At 68.2% G+C, this 17,659-nt stretch carries 18 protein-coding genes; 17 read left to right on the top strand and 1 reads right to left on the bottom strand.

Going from position 1 to position 17,659, the window contains the following annotated elements; all coding sequences use genetic code 11:
* Positions 1 to 19 precede the first annotated feature (19 nt).
* The 13 genes from glyA to ABZ374_RS34555 all read left to right on the top strand — a co-directional run bounded on the left by glyA (position 20) and on the right by ABZ374_RS34555 (position 11,817).
* Positions 20 to 1,303, top strand: coding sequence for a serine hydroxymethyltransferase (gene glyA, locus ABZ374_RS34615; protein ID WP_360318908.1), 1,284 nt, complete (start codon positions 20 to 22; stop codon positions 1,301 to 1,303).
* Between the two features lie 210 nt (positions 1,304 to 1,513).
* Complete coding sequence (locus tag ABZ374_RS34610; RefSeq protein WP_360318906.1) at positions 1,514 to 2,869, top strand: MraY family glycosyltransferase; 1,356 nt, start codon at positions 1,514 to 1,516, stop codon at positions 2,867 to 2,869.
* A 197-nt stretch (positions 2,870 to 3,066) separates the two neighbouring features.
* Positions 3,067 to 3,471 carry a hypothetical protein gene (locus ABZ374_RS34605; RefSeq protein WP_360318904.1) on the top strand — a complete coding sequence of 135 codons (405 nt, stop codon included), beginning with the start codon at positions 3,067 to 3,069 and terminating at the stop codon, positions 3,469 to 3,471.
* A gap of 133 nt (positions 3,472 to 3,604) precedes the next feature.
* Positions 3,605 to 3,787: an AtpZ/AtpI family protein gene (locus ABZ374_RS34600; RefSeq protein ID WP_020549132.1), complete on the top strand. Its 183-nt coding sequence runs from the start codon at positions 3,605 to 3,607 to the stop codon at positions 3,785 to 3,787.
* An 86-nt stretch (positions 3,788 to 3,873) separates the two neighbouring features.
* Positions 3,874 to 4,689, top strand: coding sequence for a F0F1 ATP synthase subunit A (gene atpB, locus ABZ374_RS34595; protein WP_360318901.1), 816 nt, complete (start codon positions 3,874 to 3,876; stop codon positions 4,687 to 4,689).
* Positions 4,690 to 4,768: 79 nt separating this feature from the next.
* On the top strand, positions 4,769 to 5,002 hold the full coding sequence (gene atpE, locus ABZ374_RS34590; RefSeq protein WP_174861358.1) for an ATP synthase F0 subunit C: 234 nt from the start codon (positions 4,769 to 4,771) through the stop codon (positions 5,000 to 5,002).
* Positions 5,003 to 5,034: 32 nt separating this feature from the next.
* Positions 5,035 to 5,592, top strand: coding sequence for a F0F1 ATP synthase subunit B (locus ABZ374_RS34585; protein ID WP_020549135.1), 558 nt, complete (start codon positions 5,035 to 5,037; stop codon positions 5,590 to 5,592).
* Entirely contained in the window at positions 5,592 to 6,407 is an 816-nt protein-coding gene (locus ABZ374_RS34580) for a F0F1 ATP synthase subunit delta (RefSeq protein ID WP_360318897.1), read from the top strand. Before ABZ374_RS34585 ends, ABZ374_RS34580 begins: the two co-directional genes overlap by 1 nt.
* Positions 6,408 to 6,551: 144 nt before the next feature.
* Positions 6,552 to 8,195: a F0F1 ATP synthase subunit alpha gene (gene atpA / locus ABZ374_RS34575; RefSeq protein WP_360318894.1), complete on the top strand. Its 1,644-nt coding sequence runs from the start codon at positions 6,552 to 6,554 to the stop codon at positions 8,193 to 8,195.
* Positions 8,196 to 8,215: 20 nt separating this feature from the next.
* Complete coding sequence (locus tag ABZ374_RS34570; protein ID WP_360318891.1) at positions 8,216 to 9,124, top strand: F0F1 ATP synthase subunit gamma; 909 nt, start codon at positions 8,216 to 8,218, stop codon at positions 9,122 to 9,124.
* Between the two features lie 5 nt (positions 9,125 to 9,129).
* Positions 9,130 to 10,578 carry a F0F1 ATP synthase subunit beta gene (gene atpD, locus ABZ374_RS34565; RefSeq protein WP_360318888.1) on the top strand — a complete coding sequence of 483 codons (1,449 nt, stop codon included), beginning with the start codon at positions 9,130 to 9,132 and terminating at the stop codon, positions 10,576 to 10,578.
* Between the two features lie 206 nt (positions 10,579 to 10,784).
* Complete coding sequence (locus tag ABZ374_RS34560; RefSeq protein ID WP_360318886.1) at positions 10,785 to 11,159, top strand: F0F1 ATP synthase subunit epsilon; 375 nt, start codon at positions 10,785 to 10,787, stop codon at positions 11,157 to 11,159.
* An 82-nt stretch (positions 11,160 to 11,241) separates the two neighbouring features.
* On the top strand, positions 11,242 to 11,817 hold the full coding sequence (locus ABZ374_RS34555; protein WP_360318883.1) for a DUF2550 domain-containing protein: 576 nt from the start codon (positions 11,242 to 11,244) through the stop codon (positions 11,815 to 11,817).
* Positions 11,818 to 11,835: 18 nt separating this feature from the next.
* Here ABZ374_RS34555 and ABZ374_RS34550 read toward each other — a convergent pair whose 3' ends face one another.
* Positions 11,836 to 12,408, bottom strand: a complete 573-nt coding sequence (locus ABZ374_RS34550; RefSeq protein ID WP_360318880.1) for a cob(I)yrinic acid a,c-diamide adenosyltransferase — start codon at positions 12,406 to 12,408, stop codon at positions 11,836 to 11,838.
* Between the two features lie 113 nt (positions 12,409 to 12,521).
* Between ABZ374_RS34550 and murA the strand changes: the two genes are divergently transcribed.
* The 4 genes from murA (at position 12,522) to ABZ374_RS34530 (ending at position 17,611) form a co-directional block, all read left to right on the top strand.
* Positions 12,522 to 13,802 (top strand): UDP-N-acetylglucosamine 1-carboxyvinyltransferase, encoded by a 1,281-nt coding sequence (murA, locus tag ABZ374_RS34545; protein ID WP_360318878.1) that lies wholly within the window; start codon positions 12,522 to 12,524, stop codon positions 13,800 to 13,802.
* A gap of 110 nt (positions 13,803 to 13,912) precedes the next feature.
* Positions 13,913 to 14,761: a 3-hydroxyacyl-CoA dehydrogenase family protein gene (locus ABZ374_RS34540; RefSeq protein ID WP_360318875.1), complete on the top strand. Its 849-nt coding sequence runs from the start codon at positions 13,913 to 13,915 to the stop codon at positions 14,759 to 14,761.
* Positions 14,762 to 14,987: 226 nt separating this feature from the next.
* Positions 14,988 to 15,410: an STAS domain-containing protein gene (locus ABZ374_RS34535; RefSeq protein ID WP_360318873.1), complete on the top strand. Its 423-nt coding sequence runs from the start codon at positions 14,988 to 14,990 to the stop codon at positions 15,408 to 15,410.
* A 98-nt stretch (positions 15,411 to 15,508) separates the two neighbouring features.
* Entirely contained in the window at positions 15,509 to 17,611 is a 2,103-nt protein-coding gene (locus ABZ374_RS34530) for a protein meaA (RefSeq protein WP_360318870.1), read from the top strand.
* The last annotated feature ends 48 nt before the right edge of the window (positions 17,612 to 17,659 follow it).

The following is a 17,659-nucleotide window of genomic DNA, read 5'->3' as shown; positions in this document are numbered from 1 at the left end:
GGCCTTGAGGAGCAGTCCCATGGGCACTCCCGACTCCACGCCAACTCCCTTCTGGGGGCCGGACTTCGCCGCCCTGCACGAGGCGGATCCGGAGATCGCCGAGGTGCTCCTGGGCGAGTTGGCCCGGCAACGCGGCGGCCTGCAACTGATCGCCGGCGAGAACTTCACCTCCCCGGCGGTGCTGGCCGCACTCGGCAGCACGCTCGCCAACAAATACGCCGAGGGCTACCCCGGACGGCGCTACTACGGCGGTTGCGCCGAGGTGGACCGGGCCGAGGAACTGGGTGTACGCCGGGCCCGCGCCCTGTTCGGCGCCGAACACGCCAACGTGCAGCCGCACTCGGGCACGGCCGCGAACCTGGCGGCCTACGCGGCGGTGCTGGTACCGGGCGACACGATCCTGGCCATGTCGCTGCCGCACGGCGGCCATCTCACCCACGGCTCCCGGGTGAACTTCTCCGGCCGCTGGTTCCACGCGGTCGCCTACGGGGTGCGGGAGAGCGACGAGCGCATCGACTACGACCGGGTCCGGGAGCTGGCCCGGGCGCATCGGCCGCGGCTGATCGTGTGCGGCGCGACCGCATATCCGCGACTTGTCGATTTCGCGGCATTTCGACAGATCGCCGATGAGGTGGGTGCCTACCTGATGGTGGACGCGGCCCACTTCATCGGCCTGGTCGCGGGCGACGCGGTGCCCTCGCCGATCCCGTTCGCGGACATCGTCACCTGCACCACGCACAAGGTGCTGCGCGGTCCGCGCGGCGGGCTGATCCTGTGCCGGGAGGAACTCGCCGACCGGATCGACCGGGCGGTGTTCCCGTTCAGCCAGGGCGGCCCGCACATGCACGCGGTGGCGGCGAAGGCGGTCGCACTGGGCGAGGCGTCGACCCCGGCGTACCGGGTGTACGCACGACGCGTGGTGGCCAACGCGCAGGCCCTGACCCAGGGTTTGCAGGCGGAGGGTCTGCGGGCGGTCTCCGGCGGCACCGACACCCACCTCGCGCTGCTGGACCTGCGCCCGATCGGGGTCAGCGGCAGCGACGCGGAGCGCCGCTGCGAGCGGGCGGGCATCACGCTGAACAAGAACGCGGTCCCGTTCGACCCGGTCAAGCCGATGATCGCGTCCGGGATCCGGGTCGGCACGGCCGCGGTGACCACGCAGGGCATGACCGAGACGGACATGAAGGAGATCGCCCTGCTGATCGGCCGGGCGGTGCGCGAGGACGACGAAGGCGTGCTGCGCGAGGTGCGGGTCGCGGTCGGCGAACTCGTCGCCACCCGTCCGGCGTACCCGCGTCGGTGAGGTGCGTATCCGGCAAACCCGCCCACGGGGTGGCTGGGACCGGGGGGACTGTGGTTACGTGTGGGGCGACGGGCCGGTGGCGGCGCCACCGAGCATTGTGCGATCGTCCCTCGCCGGTGAAGATTGGTGATTCTCCCGGGGAGCGGCGGCACGTCTAGTCTGATGCCCGTGCTGCCGCTGGGATGTGCCGAAGCCGGGGACGGTTGAGTCTTGCGCGAATACCTGCTCACGCTGTTCGTCGCCGCTGCGGTGACCTACCTGCTGACGGGCGCGGTCCGCCGGTTCGCCATCGCCGCGGGCGCGATGCCCGAGATCCGCGCGCGGGACGTGCACAAGGAGCCGACGCCGCGCCTGGGCGGCTTGGCGATGTTCGGCGGATTGTGCGCGGGCCTGCTGGTCGCCCGGCATCTGCCGGTGCTCCAGGACGTGTTCATCTCCTCGACCGACGTGCAGGCACTGCTGTCCGGCTGCACGCTGATCTCGGTGCTCGGGGTGATCGACGACAAATGGGGCGTCGACGCGATCATCAAGCTGCTCGGTCAGGCGCTCGCCGCGGGCGTGATGGTCTGGCAGGGCATCGTCATCCTGTGGCTGCCCATCCCCGGCTACGGCACGGTCGGGCTGACGCCGACCCAGGGCACGTTGCTGACCATCGGGATAGTGGTCATCACGATCAACGCGGTGAACTTCGTGGACGGCCTGGACGGCCTCGCGGCCGGCATGGTGTGCATCGCCGCGCTCGCCTTCTTCGGCTATTCCTACCGGCTCTGGTTCGGGTACGGCGTCTCCAGCGCAGCCGCGCCGACCTTGTTCACCGCGCTGTTGGTCGGGATGTGCCTGGGCTTTCTGCCGCACAACCTGCACCCCGCGCGGATCTTCATGGGCGACTCCGGCTCGATGTTGATCGGCCTGATGCTGGCCGCCGCTGCGGTCACCGTGACCGGTCGGATCGACCCGGGCGCGATCGTCGCGCAAAACGACGGCTCGCTGACCTTCACGACGCACAAGCTGGTGCCGGTCTACATCCCGCTGGTGTTGCCGTTCGCGGTGCTGGTGGTGCCGCTGATGGACCTGGTGATGGCGGTCGGTCGGCGCGGCTGGGCGGGGCGCTCGCCGTTCGCCGCGGACAAGGGCCACCTGCACCACCGGCTGCTGGAGATCGGCCACTCGCACAGCCGCGCGGTGCTGATCATGTACTTCTGGTCCGGTTTGATCGCGTCGTTCACCGTGCTCATCTCGGTCCGCCCGGAACGGCGTCCGATCGTCTACGCGGGCCTGGGGCTGATCGTCCTGGGCCTGGTGATCCTGATGTTGCCGTGGTTCAAGCCGCATGTGCCCACCGAGCTGCACCAGGTGGTCCCGCCGCGCTATCGCAGGCTGCGTCGTCGCGGGCGCGGCGCGAACGTTCCGGTCGAGCGGATGGTTCCCGGCGAATCAGACGGCGTACGGCTGAACGGAGCAACCGCCACACCCGCCACAGGCCCCTCACGAAATCCCGCAGACCCCTCCCGACCTGCGGATTTGCCGGTGGGGAGAGGGACGCGAAAGGGTGGTGGAAGGCTGTGAGCTTGTACACACGAACGGGTAAAGCTCTGCTCAAATAGTTTGTGATATCGTTCACGAACCAGGATCAACAGCCGATGAACCCCCAGCAACGAGGGTTCTGATACCTCACGGCCAGTCCCGAGCGTTGCGTCGTTCCGAGCGCTTGGCGGGACGACTGATCCACTCCTTGCCCCCCACTTGATGCCGGAGTCACCGACATGCAGGCCAACGACGTCCGCCTTCTCCGAGGCTCGGTCGTGTTCACGACCGCCGCCGGAGTAATCGCGGCCATCGCGGCTTTCTTCGCGGCCGGTGGCAAAGGACTGCTCGGCGCGGTGTTCGCCACCGTCGTCGTCCTGGCCTTCTTCGCGATCGGCCAGGTCGCGATCGGGCGTATCTCGCGCGACAACCCCTTGATGATGATGAACATGGCGCTCTTCACGTACATCGTGCAGATCCTGCTGCTGGGGTTGGTTTTGTTCCTGTTCAAGGACACCAAGGCATTCGACACGAAGGTGTTCGGACTCACGATTCTCGGGGCCACGCTGGTTTGGGTCGCCTCGCAGGTCTGGATCTTCACCCGACTGAAGATCGCCTATGTCGAACCGGACGGAGAGCGATGACCTACGCACCACGCCGGTCGCACTCGGCACGGGGTTCGCGGGCCGGGTATGTAGACGCGACGCAGGTACTGCTAATGTCCGGGGCGTCATGAGCGAGAGAGGCCCCCGTCCACCGGACCGAGAGAATCGGGCGATGGACGGTGCCGCATGGTCGAGTGTCGGTTACCTGCTGAGCGGCATGCTGTTCTACGGCGGCATCGGCTGGCTGATCGACCGGTGGACGGGCCACTCCGCCCTGTTCCTGCCGATCGGCCTGGTCGTCGGAATCGCTCTGTCCCTGGTTCTTGTCTTTGTCCGCCACGGCAGGTCCTCCTGACCGGGCCCTGTTGCGTGCCGCTCCGTGGCCCTCGCCACGCCGACACATCGAGGTAGCCGAAATCATGCTTCACGACGAAGGAGTCGGTGGTGACTGCTGACGTCCAGACGCTCGCCAGCGAGAGCGGATGTCACCTGTTCTCCGGGTGCGGCTTCCCCTCGCCCGGGCTGAACGTCTTCGAGTTCAAGCCGATCTTCTCCATCGGGGCCTTCGACTTCACGAAGCCGATGTTGCTCGCGCTCATCTCGATGCTGCTGGTGATCGGCTTCTTCTGGTCGGCCTTCGCCAAGCCCAAGATGGTCCCGCGCGGCGCGCAGAACGTCGGCGAGTTGGGCTACCTGTTCGTCCGCGACAACATCTCGCGGGAGACGATGGGAAAGAAGGGCGACCCTTACGTCCCCTTCCTGTTCTCCATCTTCTTCTTCGTCTGGGTCATGAACGTGATGGCGATCATCCCGTTCGCCCAGTTCCCCGCGACCTCGCGCATCGCTTTCCCGGCATCGATCGTCGGCGTCGTGTACGTGACCTACCTCGTCCTCGGTATCAAGAACCAGGGCTTCGTCGGTTACTTCAAGAACATGATGTTCCCGCCCGGTCTGCCGAAGGCGATCTACTTCCTCCTCGCGCCGATCGAGCTGCTCCAGGGTCTGATCACCCGGCCGTTCACCATGGCGGTCCGACTGTTCGCGAACATGTTCGCCGGACACATGCTGATCGTCACCTTCAGCGTCGGCGCCTGGTACCTGCTCGGCTTCCACATCGGGGCGCTCTTCTCGGCGACCTCGTTCATCGTGGTCGTCATCCTGACCGCTTTCGAGCTGATGATTCAGGCGCTGCAGGCGTACATCATCACGCTGCTCGCGGCCTCCTACATCTCCAGCTCGCTCGAAGCCGAGCACTGAGAGACCCCGCAGACCCCTTTCCCTCCTCGACCGTCGTCCGGTGGATCGTCCATCGGCCTCGAAAAAAGGATCAGTTCCCATGATGAACCTCGCCGCCGACGGCGTCTCGGGCAGCCTCGGTTCCATCGGCTACGGCCTCGCCGCGATCGGCCCCGGCATCGGTATCGGCATCATCTTCGGTAACGGTGTCCAGGCCATGGCCCGTCAGCCCGAGGCTGCCGGTCTGGTCCGCCAGAACATGCTGCTCGGCTTCGCCCTCGCCGAGGCGCTCGCCCTCATCGGCGTCGTCATGCCGTTCGTCTACGGCACCTGATCAATCCGCTACGGACGGAAGGTCCTCACACCGTGATTTTCCTCGCCAACAGCGAAGAGAAGATGAATCCTCTTCTCCCGCCGCTCGACGAGATCATCATCGGTGGCGTGGCGTTCCTCATCGTCTTCGGCTTCCTGTGGAAGATGCTCCTTCCCAAGATCGCCAAGACGCTGGCGGACCGTACGGACGCCATCGAGGGCGGTCTCAAGCGCGCCGAAGAGGCGCAGGCCGAGGCCCAGGCCGAGCTGGAGCGCTACCGCGACCAGCTCACCGAAGCCCGTCGTGAGGCCGGTCGCCTCACGGAGGACGCCCGCGAACAGGGTGCAGTCGCCATCGCCGAGATGCGCGCCGAAGGCCAGCGGATCAAGGACGAGATCGTCACCGCCGGCCACACCCAGATCGAGGCCGACCGCAACCAGGCCCAGAACGCGCTTCGTCAGGACGTCGGCCGGCTGGCCGTCGACCTCGCGTCGCGCATCGTCGGGGAGTCGCTCGAGGACGAGGCGCGTCAGCGTCGGGTCGTCGACCGCTTCCTGGAGGAGCTGGAGGCCAAGGCCTCCGCAACGGCGACCTCGGAGAAGGTGCGCTGATGCAGGGCGCCAGCAGGGAATCCCTCGCCGCGGCTCGTGAGCGCCTCGACGCGCTCGCGACCGTGACCGGTACCGACATGGTCGGGTTGGCCCAGGAGCTCGACTCCGTGGTCATCCTGCTCGACCGGACGGTGTCGCTGCGTCGGGTCCTCACCGACTCGACACGTTCCGGGGAGGCCCGCGCGGCCTTCCTGGCCCAGCTCCTCTCCGGTCAGATCTCCGGTACCACGGCGGATCTGCTCGGCGGACTGGTCCGTACCCGCTGGTCGCGGCCGACCGACCTGGTCGACGCGATCGCCGAACTCTCGGTGTCCGCCGAGCTGATCGCCGCCGAGCGCGACGGCAAGCTCGACGAACTCGAGGACGAGCTGTTCCGCTTCGGCCGGATCGTGGTGGGCGAGCGCGAGCTGCGCTCCGCCCTGACCGACCCGGGCGTGGCGAACGAGCGCAAGGCGGAACTGGTTTCCGGACTGCTGGACGGCCGGGCCCAGCCCGTCACCCGGCGGCTGATCACCAGGCTTGTCGCACACCCCCGTAGCCGTAACCTTGAACACGGGCTCGAGTCGTACGCGCGCCTTGCCGCCGATCGCCGGCGTCGCATGGTCGCGTTGGTCACGGTCGCACTGCCTCTCACCGAGGAGCAGCGCACCCGCTTGGCCGCGGCGCTGGGCCGGATGTACGGCCGCGAGGTCCACCTGAACGTGGAAATCGATGCCGACGTCATCGGCGGGGTCCGCGTGGAGATCGGTGACGACGTCATCGACGGCACCGTGACCACACGTCTCGAAGAAGCGGGCCGACGGCTCGCCGGCTGAGACACCGGACGACAGGGGCGTCGTCGACCGTCCGGGGAAATCCCCGAGCGGCACAGCGACCCCCACAGCAGCACCGCGGTTCCGTACGACAAGCGACGGACAGCGGACCGTTAACCCCACCACCTAGGAGAGCAGGGACACCAGATGGCGGAGCTCACGATCCGGCCGGAGGAGATCCGGGACGCGCTGGAGCGCTTCGTCGCCTCGTACGAGCCGGAGACGGCCGCGCGCGAAGAGGTCGGTACCGTCACCGAGGCGTACGACGGTATCGCCAAGGTCGAGGGCCTGCCCTCGGTCATGACGAACGAGCTGCTCAAGTTCGAGGACGGCACCCTCGGTCTGGCGCAGAACCTCGACGTCCGCGAGATCGGTGTCGTCATCCTCGGTGACTTCAGCGGCATCGAAGAGGGCCAGAAGGTCCGTCGTACGGGCGAGGTTCTGTCGGTACCGATCGGTGACGGCTACCTGGGTCGCGTCGTCGACCCGCTCGGCCAGCCGATCGACGGCCAGGGCGAGATCGCGGCCGAAGGCCGTCGCGCGCTGGAGCTTCAGGCTCCCGGCGTGATGATGCGCAAGTCGGTGCACGAGCCGATGCAGACCGGCATCAAGGCGATCGACGCGATGACCCCGATCGGTCGGGGCCAGCGTCAGCTGATCATCGGCGACCGGCAGACCGGTAAGACCGCGGTCTGCCTGGACACGATCATCAACCAGCGCGACAACTGGCGCTCGGGCGACCCGAAGAAGCAGGTTCGCTGCATCTACGTCGCGATCGGCCAGAAGGGCACGACCATCGCGTCCGTGCGCCGCTCGCTCGAAGAGGCCGGCGCGCTGGAGTACACGACGATCGTCGCCGCCCCGGCGTCCGACCCGGCCGGCTTCAAGTACCTGGCCCCGTACACCGGTTCGGCCATCGGCCAGCACTGGATGTACCAGGGCAAGCACGTTCTGATCGTGTTCGACGACCTGTCGAAGCAGGCCGAGGCGTACCGCGCCGTGTCCCTGCTGCTGCGTCGTCCGCCGGGGCGCGAGGCGTACCCCGGTGACGTCTTCTACCTGCACTCGCGTCTGCTCGAGCGTTGCGCGAAGCTGTCGGACGAGCTCGGCGGCGGTTCGATGACGGGTCTCCCGATCATCGAGACCAAGGCGAACGACGTGTCGGCGTACATTCCGACCAACGTCATCTCGATCACCGACGGTCAGTGCTTCCTGGAGTCCGACCTGTTCCTGCAGGGCGTGCGCCCCGCGGTCAACGTCGGTATCTCGGTCTCGCGAGTCGGTGGCTCGGCGCAGATCAAGGCGATGAAGAGTGTCGCGGGTCGACTTCGTGTCGACCTGGCCCAGTACCGCGAGCTGGCGGCGTTCGCGTCGTTCGGTTCCGACCTGGACGCCACCTCCAAGGCCTCGCTCCAGCGCGGTGCGCGCATGGTCGAGCTGCTCAAGCAGGGTCAGTTCGAGCCGTTCGCGATCGAGCTCCAGGTCGTCTCGATCTGGGCCGGTACCACCGGCAAGCTGGACGACGTGCCGGTGCAGGACATCCGCCGCTTCGAGAAGGAGCTGCACGAGTACGTGCAGCACAAGCACGCGGCCCTGCTGACCGGGATCGTCGAGACCGGCAAGCTGGAAGACGACACCGTGATGGCGCTCACCGACGCGGTGAACTCCTTCAAGCAGACGTTCACCAAGTTCGACGGCGAGCCGTTGATCCAGGACGTGGCGCCTGCCGGGCTGACGAAGGAAGACGTCGGCCAGGAGAAGATCACCCGTCACGTGGCCAAGTCCGAGTAAAGAACGGAGAACCCTGACCAATGGGAGCCCAACTTCGGGTCTACCGGCGTCGGATCCGTTCCGTGTCGGCGACCAAGAAGATCACGCGCGCCCAGGAGCTCATCGCGGCGTCGCGGATCGTGAAGGCGCAGCAGCGCGTCGCGGCCTCCAAGCCGTACGCCGACGAGCTGACGCGCGCCGTTTCCGCGGTCGCCACCTTCTCCAGCACGCAGCACCCGTTGACCACTTCGGTGGAGCGGCCCACTCGGGCCGCGGTGCTGCTGGTAACCAGTGACCGCGGATTCGCGGGCGGCTACAACTCGAATGCCATCAAGGCCGCCGAGCAGCTCACCAAGCTGCTCGAGGACGAGGGCAAGACGGTCAGCCGCTACGTGATCGGGTCCAAGGGCATCGGATTTTTCCAGTTCCGCGACGTGGACCTGGCCGGGCAGTGGAAGGGATTCTCCGACCGCCCCGAGTACTCCGACGCCAAGAAGGTGGCAGGTGAGCTGATCGACGCGTTCGTGACGCCCACCGAGGAGGGCGGTGTGGACGAGATTCATCTCGTCAGCACCGAGTTCGTCTCCATGCTCACGCAGAGCCCGGTCGCGGTGCGGGTGCTCCCGTTGGCGGTCGAGGAGACGGACGAGCCGCCGGCCGGCGGTCCCTTCCCGCTCTATGACTTCGAGCCCTCGGCCGAGGGTGTTCTCGACGCACTGCTGCCGCGGTACGTCGAAAGCCGCATCTTCAACGCCCTGCTGCAGTCCGCCGCTTCCGAGCACGCGGCCCGCCGGCGGGCGATGAAGTCGGCGACCGAGAACGCCGAAGACCTCATCCGGACCCTCTCTCGTCTGGCGAACAACGCTCGCCAGTCCGAGATCACCCAGGAAATCAGCGAGATCGTCGGTGGCGCCAACGCCTTGGCCGACGCGACCGCGGGGAGTGATTAGACATCATGACTGCCACTGTTGAGACGGCCGCTGCCACGGGCCGCGTCGCCCGCGTCATCGGCCCGGTCGTCGACGTGGAGTTCCCCGTCGACGCGATGCCGGAGATGTACAACGCGCTGCACGTCGACTTGGACCTCACGGGCCAGGGCGAGGACGAGGGCAAGACCACCCTCACCCTCGAGGTCGAGCAGCACCTTGCCGACGGCATCGTGCGCGCGATCTCGATGCAGCCGACCGACGGCCTCGTTCGCGGCGCCGTCGTCACGAACACCGGCGCGCAGATCTCCGTCCCCGTGGGCGACGTCACCAAGGGGCACGTGTTCAACGCCCTCGGTGAGGTCCTCGACGTGGACCGGGCGAGCTTCGAGGTGACCGAGCGCTGGCCGATCCACCGCAAGGCGCCGGCCTTCGACCAGCTCGACTCGAAGACCGAGATGTTCGAGACCGGCATCAAGGTCATCGACCTGCTCACCCCGTACGTCAAGGGTGGCAAGATCGGTCTGTTCGGTGGTGCGGGCGTCGGCAAGACGGTGCTCATCCAGGAGATGATCGTCCGTGTCGCCCGTCTGCACGAGGGTGTGTCGGTGTTCGCCGGCGTCGGCGAGCGTACTCGTGAGGGCAACGACCTGATCGAGGAGATGAAGGAAGCGGGCGTCTACGACCAGACGGCGCTCGTCTTCGGCCAGATGGACGAGCCCCCGGGCACCCGTCTGCGGGTGGCGCTGTCGGCCCTGACCATGGCGGAGTACTTCCGCGATGTGCAGGAGCAGGACGTGCTGCTGTTCATCGACAACATCTTCCGGTTCACCCAGGCCGGTTCCGAGGTGTCGACGCTGCTCGGCCGGATGCCCTCCGCGGTGGGTTACCAGCCGACCCTCGCCGACGAGATGGGCACCCTCCAGGAGCGCATCACCTCGACGCGTGGTCACTCGATCACCTCGATGCAGGCGATCTACGTCCCCGCGGACGACCTCACCGACCCGGCCCCGGCGACCACGTTCGCGCACCTCGACGCGCTGACCGTGCTCTCCCGTCCGATCTCGGAGCTGGGCATCTACCCGGCGGTGGACCCGCTGGACTCGACGTCGCGGATCCTGGACCCGCGCTACGTCGCGCAGGACCACTACGACTGCGCGATGCGGGTCAAGAACATCCTGCAGAAGTACAAGGACCTCAAGGACATCATCGCGATTCTGGGCATGGACGAGCTGTCCGAAGAGGACAAGCTCACCGTGCACCGGGCGCGGCGCATCGAGCGGTTCCTGTCGCAGAACACCCACGTGGCGAAGCAGTTCACCGGGCTCGACGGTTCGGACGTCTCGCTGTCCGAGACCGTCGAGGCGTTCAACGCGATCGCCGACGGCAAGTACGACCACGCTCCCGAGCAGGCATTCTTCATGCTCGGTGGGCTGGACGACCTCGAGAAGAAGATCGCCGAGCTCAACAAGGGCTGACGATCGCCTGATCGACGAGGGGCGGTCCCGCATGGGTCCGCCCCTCGTGTCGGTTCCCGACCGCGCCCTTCGGCGTGGCCGGAAACCCGCCGGCGCCTGCGCCGGTTGGAGCCAGGCCCGTCCGGGCCACTATCCTTGGACACCACCCGTCCCGTGAGGGCGGAGGCGAAGACCAGCGTGTCTTCGACCCGACATGAGGAGCCACGTTGGCTGAGCTGCACGTCGAGCTGGTCGCGGCCGACCGCAAGGTGTGGTCCGGCGAGGCCACCATCGTCATCGCACGCACCGCGGACGGCGACATCGGCATCCAGGCCGGTCACCAGCCGGTTCTCGGAGTGCTCGAATCAGGTCCGGTGACGATCCGTCAGGCCGACGGTTCGGTCGTCATCGCGGCGGTCCACGGCGGGTTCATCTCGTTCGCGGACAACAACCTCTCGCTGCTCGCCGAGATCACCGAGCTGGCCGACGAGATCGATGTCGCCCGCGCGGAGCGGGCGCTCGAGCGCGCCGGCGCGGCGAAGGACTCCAGCGCCGAGCGGCGCGCGGAGACGCGGCTGTTGGCCGCCCAGCGGCGGGACTGACAAGGCCAGTCGCAGCACCAGAGCCCGGACCGACACACGGCCGGGACCACTGCTCAACGCGCGAACGAGGAGGTCGATCCGGATGGTCCTCGTTGTGCTGAGCGTGATTCTGGCTGTTGTCGTCGTATTGGTGGTCGGTGTCGCGGCCTTCGCGCTGCGTCGCCGGCTGATCCAGCGACCGGGTGGCACCTTCGATTGTTCGCTTCGCATGCGGCCACCGGTAGTGCCGGCCGGCGAAGCCGGATCGACCACCGCGGCGTCACCCGGGCACCAGGCCCCGGGGGGCGCCGCGTCGTCGTCCCCGGAGCGGGCCGCGGACGCGGCCGAGGGGGACCCGGCGGCGCCGTCGGCCGATCCCGACCACGGCAAGGGCTGGGTCTTCGGGATCGCCCGTTACAGCGGCGACCGGATCGAATGGTTCCGGGTGTTCAGCTACGCGCCGCGACCGCGCCGGGTGTTGCAGCGCGGCGGGATCCACGTGATCGGTCGCCGGGAACCGGCCGGCCAGGAGGAGTTGGCGCTGCTGGCGGGCGCGGTCATCCTGGTCTGCGAACACGACGGCGCGCGGATCGAACTCGCGCTCAGCGACGACGCGTTGACCGGCTTCCTGGCCTGGTTGGAAGCGGCGCCGCCGGGACAACGGGTGAACGTCGCCTAGCAGCGCCGGCCGTTGGCGTCAGCGGTTGGCGCCCGGCACCCACAACACGTCGCCGACCTCGCGGTTCGCGTGCCGCGCCAGGATGAACAGCAGGTCGGACAGGCGGTTGAGGTACTTCACCGTCAGCGGGTTCATCGAGTCGCCGTGTACTTCGAGGGCGGCCCACGTGGTGCGCTCCGCACGGCGGGCGACGGTGCGGGCCTGGTGCAACAGCGCGGCGCCCGGGGTGCCGCCGTTGAGGATGAAGCTGCGCAGCTTCTCCAGGTTCTCGTTGTACTCGTCGCAGGCCGCTTCCAGCGCGTCGATGTAGCCCTGTTCCACCCGCAGCGGCGGGTACTTGGGGTCCTCGACCACCGGCGTGGACAGGTCGGCGCCCAGGTCGAACAGGTCGTTCTGGATGCGGGTCAACAACCGGACCACATCCTCGTCCAGGTTGCCGAGCGAGAGCGCGACGCCGATCACCGCGTTGGTCTCGTCCACGTCGGCGTAGGCCGCGAGTCGAGGATCGGTCTTGGCGGTGCGCGACATGTCCCCGAGCGCGGTGGTGCCGTCGTCGCCGGTGCGGGTGTAGATCCGGGTGAGGTTGACCATGACGGACACCTTAGGCCCGTGGCCTGGGGTTCGTTCGCAACCGGCCTCGGGGCGCGCTTTGTCCCTGCTTGGCGCGGTCCGTGGCGGGGTCCGGGAATCAGTACGATTCTCCGATGGACAGGTTCCGGGTGACAGGTGGTCAGCGACTCGTCGGCGAGGTGCGGATCACGGGCGCGAAGAACAGCGCGCTCAAATTGATGGCCGCCGCGCTGCTGGCGGAGGGCACCACGGTGCTCGAGGAGGCACCCCGGATCCTCGACGTGGAGATCATGAGCGAGCTGCTGCGGCGGCTGGGTTGTGAGGTCGAGGGGGAGACCACCGGGACGGTGCGGATCGATGTGCCGGCGGCGCCGCGCTTCGAGGCGGACTACGACCTGGTGCGCAGCATGCGCGCGTCGATCTGCGTGTTGGGCCCGCTGCTCGCGCGTTGCGGGGAGGTGCACGTCGCCTATCCGGGCGGGGACGCGATCGGCTCGCGCGGTCTCGACATGCACATCGAGGGCCTGGTCAAGCTGGGCGCGACCGTGGAGAACTCGCACGGTGTGCTGATCGCCAAGGCGCCGAACGGCTTGAAGGGCACCACCGTCTGGCTCGACTTCCCGAGCGTGGGCGCGACCGAGAACATCCTGATGGCCGCGGTGCTCGCGCAGGGCCGTACGGTGATCGACAACGCGGCACGTGAGCCCGAGATCGTGGACATCTGCTCGATGCTCACCGAGATGGGCGCGCGGATCGAGGGCGCGGGTTCGTCCACGATCGAGATCGAGGGCGTCGAGGGGCTCAAGCCGGTGCGCCATCGCACGGTGCCGGACCGGATCGTGGCCTGTACGTTCGCGGTCGCCGCCGCGATGACGCTGGGCGATGTGACGGTACGCAACGCGCATCCCGAGCATCTGGAGATCGCGCTCGACAAGTTGACCCTGGCCGGGGCCGAGGTGTCGCATGTGCGGGACGGCTTCCGGGTGGTGATGGACCGGCGGCCCCGGGCCGTGGACGTGGTCACCCTGCCGTATCCGGGGTTCGCCACCGACATGCAGCCGTTCTTCGCCGCGATGAACTCGATCGCCGAGGGGTCGGCGATGATCACCGAGAACCTCTTCGAGGCGCGCTTTGTGTTCCTGCAGGAACTGCTCCGGCTGGGTGCCTCGATTCGTACCGACGGACACCACGCGATCGTGCGTGGAGTCGAACAGCTCTCCGGCGCACCGGTGTTGACCGCGGACATCCGGGCCGGGGCGGGACTGGTGCTGGCCGGCCTGGTGGCCGACGGGGACACCACGGTCAGCGGGGTGCACCACATCGATCGCGGCTACACCGGCCTGGAGGTGCAGCTCCAGTCGCTCGGCGCGAAGATCGTCCGGGAGCCGGAGCCGGAGAGTACCTCGCGTTTCTGACGGGTCGTCAGGTAGGGGTGCGTCGGTGTCTTCGAGGGTCCGGCTACGCTCCCGGGCGAGGGACGTCCGCAGGGCGTCGGTTCGGGTTCGTGTACTGGAGGGGTAGCGCAGTGACCAACAAGATCGCCGTCATCGGGGCCGGGCTCATGGGCTCGGGCATCGCCCAGGGCGCCGCGCAGGCCGGCTACGACGTCGTCCTGCGCGATGTCACCGACGCCGCCCTGGAGCGCGGGCTGAGCGGGATCGCGGCCTCGTACGACAAGTTCGTCGCCAAGGGCAGGCTGACCGCCGAGGACGCCTCGGCGGCGCTGGCCCGGATCACCGGCACCACCGACCTGGAAGCCGTCGCGGACGCGGACGTCGTGGTCGAGGCGGTGTTCGAGAAGGTCGAGGTCAAGCAGGCCGTCTTCACCGAGCTGGACCGGATCTGCAAGCCCGGCGCGGTGTTGGCGAGCAACACCTCGGCGATCCCGATCACCGAGATCGCCGCCGTCACCGACCGACCCGAGTCGGTCGTGGGCATGCACTTCTTCTCGCCGGTGCCGCTGATGAGCCTGTGCGAACTGGTCCGCGGCTTCAAGACCTCGGACGCGACGCTGGCCACCGCGCGCGAACTGGCCGAAGCGATGGGCAAGACGTGCATCGTGGTCAACCGGGACGTGGCCGGCTTCGTGACCACTCGGCTGATCACCGCGCTCACGGTCGAGGCGGTGAAGCTGTACGAGGCGGGGGTGGCCACCGCCGAGGACATCGACATCGCCTGCAGGTTGGGCTTCGGCCACGCGATGGGGCCGCTGGCCACCGCCGACCTGACCGGCGTGGACATCATGCGCAACGCGACGAGCAACATCTACGCCGAGAGCAAGGACGAGAAGTTCGCTCCGCCGGAGTTGCTCAACCGCATGGTCGCGGCGGGCGACCTGGGCCGCAAGACCGGCAAGGGTTTCTACCGGTACTGAGTCCGGCGCGACGGCCGCTTTGCGACCGGTTTCGTGGGCTCGACGCCCACGAGGCGGTCGTCGGGCGGCCGTTGGTCCGATGGGCGGCGCGCGGGCGGTGCATCATCTGATGATTCGTCACCTGTACGAGTGAAGTCCGATGTGATGAGTGAGGATTATCGGGTTTTGGGTGTTCTTCTGGGAAGCGGAACCGTCATCGAACGGACGGATTCCCCAGGAGGAGACGATGCGTGTTTGGGGCGACCCACGCGAGTTGCACTTGGCGGGCGTACTCGACGTGCGGGCCACCGCCGATGTGCGCCTGGCGTTGCACGACGCGCTGGACAACGGCGACGGCGACCTGATTCTCGACCTCACCCGGGTGCCCGCACTGGACACCACCGGACTGGGCCTGATCGTCGGCGCGCATCGGCGGGCGGGTCGGCGCGAACGTCGCCTCGTGCTGGCCGGGGTCAACCCCGACGTCTACCGGGTGCTCGTGTTGACTCGATTGCACCGTATCCTCACCCTCCGCGAAACCGCCGGGGTCCGAGCCGGTCGATCGTGCGAGCAGGCCGACACAGTGTCAGGCGAGCCCGGCGACGACTTGCGTGCTGTGGTCGAACACACCCTGTCCGGAGCTGTTACCCGTCAGTACACTCCGTGGTAAGCAGGGCCGCACCAGGCGCGGTGACAGCGGACCAGCGGGCACGCCCAGGCCGGTAGTCGCCGAGTACCGGTCGGTCCGGAACCCTCCGGAGGTATTCCGTGGCGAGCCAGACGCCCTCAGCTCAGCCCTCGCAGCCGGCCACGCCGTCCCCGGCCGGTCCGCCCTCGCCGACCGAGCAGGCCGCGCCGCTCAAGCGTGACCGTCCCTGGGTGATGCGCACCTACGCCGGTCACTCCTCGGCCACCGCCTCCAACGCGCTCTACCGGCGCAACCTCGCCAAGGGCCAGACCGGCCTGTCGGTGGCCTTCGACCTGCCGACCCAGACCGGCTACGACCCCGACCACGTGCTCTCGCGCGGCGAGGTCGGCAAGGTCGGCGTGCCGATCTCGCACATCGGCGACATGCGAGCGCTCCTCGACGGCATCCCCGTCGAGGAGATGAACACCTCGATGACGATCAACGCGACCGCGCTGTGGATGCTCGCGCTCTACCAGGTCGTCGCCGAGGAGCAGGGCGCGGACATCGCCAAGCTCACCGGCACCACGCAGAACGACATCATCAAGGAATACCTCTCGCGCGGGACCTACGTCTTCCCACCCGGGCCCTCGCTCAAGCTGATCACCGACACCGTCGCGTACACGGTCTCGAACATCCCCAAGTGGAACCCGACCAACATCTGCAGCTACCACCTCCAGGAGGCGGGCGCGACGCCGGTGCAGGAGATCGCGTACGCGATGTGCACCGCGATCGCCGTGCTGGACGCGGTCCGCGACTCCGGGCAGGTGCCGGCGGATCGTATGGGCGAGGTGGTGCAGCGCATCTCCTTCTTCGTCAACGCCGGGGTGCGGTTCGTCGAAGAGATGTGCAAGATGCGGGCGTTCGTGCAGTTGTGGGACGAACTCACACTGGAGCGCTACGGCGTACGCGACGCCAAGCAGCGGCGGTTCCGCTACGGCGTGCAGGTCAACTCGCTGGGCCTGACCGAGGCGCAGCCGGAGAACAACGTCCAGCGCATCGTGCTGGAGATGCTGGCCGTGACGCTGTCCAAGGACGCCCGGGCGCGGGCGGTGCAGTTGCCCGCCTGGAACGAGGCGCTGGGGCTGCCCCGGCCGTGGGACCAGCAGTGGTCGTTGCGGATCCAGCAGGTTTTGGCCTACGAGTCGGACCTGCTCGAATACGGCGACATCTTCAACGGTTCACACGTGATCGAGGCCAAGGTCGCCGAGTTGGTGGCGGGTGCGCGCGCGGAGATCGACCGGGTCCAGGCGATGGGCGGCGCGGTCGCGGCGATCGAATCGGGCTACATGAAGTCGCAGTTGGTCGGCTCGCACGCCGCCCGGCGGGCCCGGATCGAGGCGGGCGACGAGGTGGTGGTCGGGGTGAACCGCTTCGAGACCACCGAGGAGAACCCGCTGACCGCCGACCTGGACGCGGCGATCATGAGCGCCGATCCGGACGCCGAGCGCTCGGCGGTCGAGCGGATCCGGTCCTGGCGCGCGGACCGCGACCCGGAGGCGGTGACCGCGGCGATGGCCCGGCTGCGCGAGGACGCGCGGTCGTGGAAGGCCGCCTCGGCGGTCAACCTGATGCCGGCCACGCTGGCGTGTGTGCGGGCGGGGGTGACCACGGGCGAGTGGTCGCAGGCGCTGCGCGAGGAGTTCGGCGAGTATCGGGCACCGACGGGGGTGTCCGGGGTGGTCGGCGTGCAGGACGGCGCTGGGCTCACCGAGGTGCGCGGTGCCGTACGGCGGACCGGCGAGGAACTGGGCGGCCGGTTGCGGCTGTTGGTCGGCAAGCCGGGGCTCGACGGGCACTCGAACGGGGCCGAGCAGATCGCGGTGCGGGCGCGCGATGTCGGCTTCGAGGTGGTCTACCAGGGGATTCGGCTCACTCCGGAGCAGATCGTGGCGGCGGCGGTCGAGGAGGACGTGCACTGCGTGGGGCTGTCCATCCTGTCGGGGTCGCATCTGGAGCTGATTCCGGACGTGCTCTCGCGCATGCGCGACGCGGGGATCGGTGATGTGCCGGTGATCGTCGGGGGGATCATTCCCTCCGCCGACGAAGTGGTGTTGCGGTCGCAGGGGGTTGCTGCCGTCTTTACGCCGAAGGACTTCGGGATCACGGACATCATGGGGCGGATCGTCGAGGTGATTCGGGCGGCGAACGGCCTGGCGGCCGGGGCCGCGGTGCCTTCGGGCTGAGGCTTCGCCCGGCCTGGCTCGTCCTCGAACGCGGACGGCCGGCCGGGT

It is taken from the genome of Embleya sp. NPDC005971 (assembly GCF_040629175.1).
In the GTDB taxonomy this organism is placed as follows: domain Bacteria; phylum Actinomycetota; class Actinomycetes; order Streptomycetales; family Streptomycetaceae; genus Embleya.
Note: the sequence above shows the minus strand (reverse complement) of the source record. Positions and strands in the feature narration are given on the sequence as shown.

Bases quoted from the DNA above. Each gene is read 5' to 3' on its own strand.
- glyA (WP_360318908.1), top strand. From the start codon at position 20: ATGGGCACTCCCGACTCCACGCCAACTCCCTTCTGGGGGCCGGACTTC.
- ABZ374_RS34605 (WP_360318904.1), top strand. From the start codon at position 3,067: ATGCAGGCCAACGACGTCCGCCTTCTCCGAGGCTCGGTCGTGTTCACG.
- ABZ374_RS34600 (WP_020549132.1), top strand. From the start codon at position 3,605: ATGGACGGTGCCGCATGGTCGAGTGTCGGTTACCTGCTGAGCGGCATG.
- atpE (WP_174861358.1), top strand. From the start codon at position 4,769: ATGATGAACCTCGCCGCCGACGGCGTCTCGGGCAGCCTCGGTTCCATC.
- ABZ374_RS34580 (WP_360318897.1), top strand. From the start codon at position 5,592: ATGCAGGGCGCCAGCAGGGAATCCCTCGCCGCGGCTCGTGAGCGCCTC.
- atpA (WP_360318894.1), top strand. From the start codon at position 6,552: ATGGCGGAGCTCACGATCCGGCCGGAGGAGATCCGGGACGCGCTGGAG.
- ABZ374_RS34570 (WP_360318891.1), top strand. From the start codon at position 8,216: ATGGGAGCCCAACTTCGGGTCTACCGGCGTCGGATCCGTTCCGTGTCG.
- atpD (WP_360318888.1), top strand. From the start codon at position 9,130: ATGACTGCCACTGTTGAGACGGCCGCTGCCACGGGCCGCGTCGCCCGC.
- ABZ374_RS34555 (WP_360318883.1), top strand. From the start codon at position 11,242: ATGGTCCTCGTTGTGCTGAGCGTGATTCTGGCTGTTGTCGTCGTATTG.
- ABZ374_RS34550 (WP_360318880.1), bottom strand. From the start codon at position 12,408: ATGGTCAACCTCACCCGGATCTACACCCGCACCGGCGACGACGGCACC.
- murA (WP_360318878.1), top strand. From the start codon at position 12,522: ATGGACAGGTTCCGGGTGACAGGTGGTCAGCGACTCGTCGGCGAGGTG.
- ABZ374_RS34535 (WP_360318873.1), top strand. From the start codon at position 14,988: ATGCGTGTTTGGGGCGACCCACGCGAGTTGCACTTGGCGGGCGTACTC.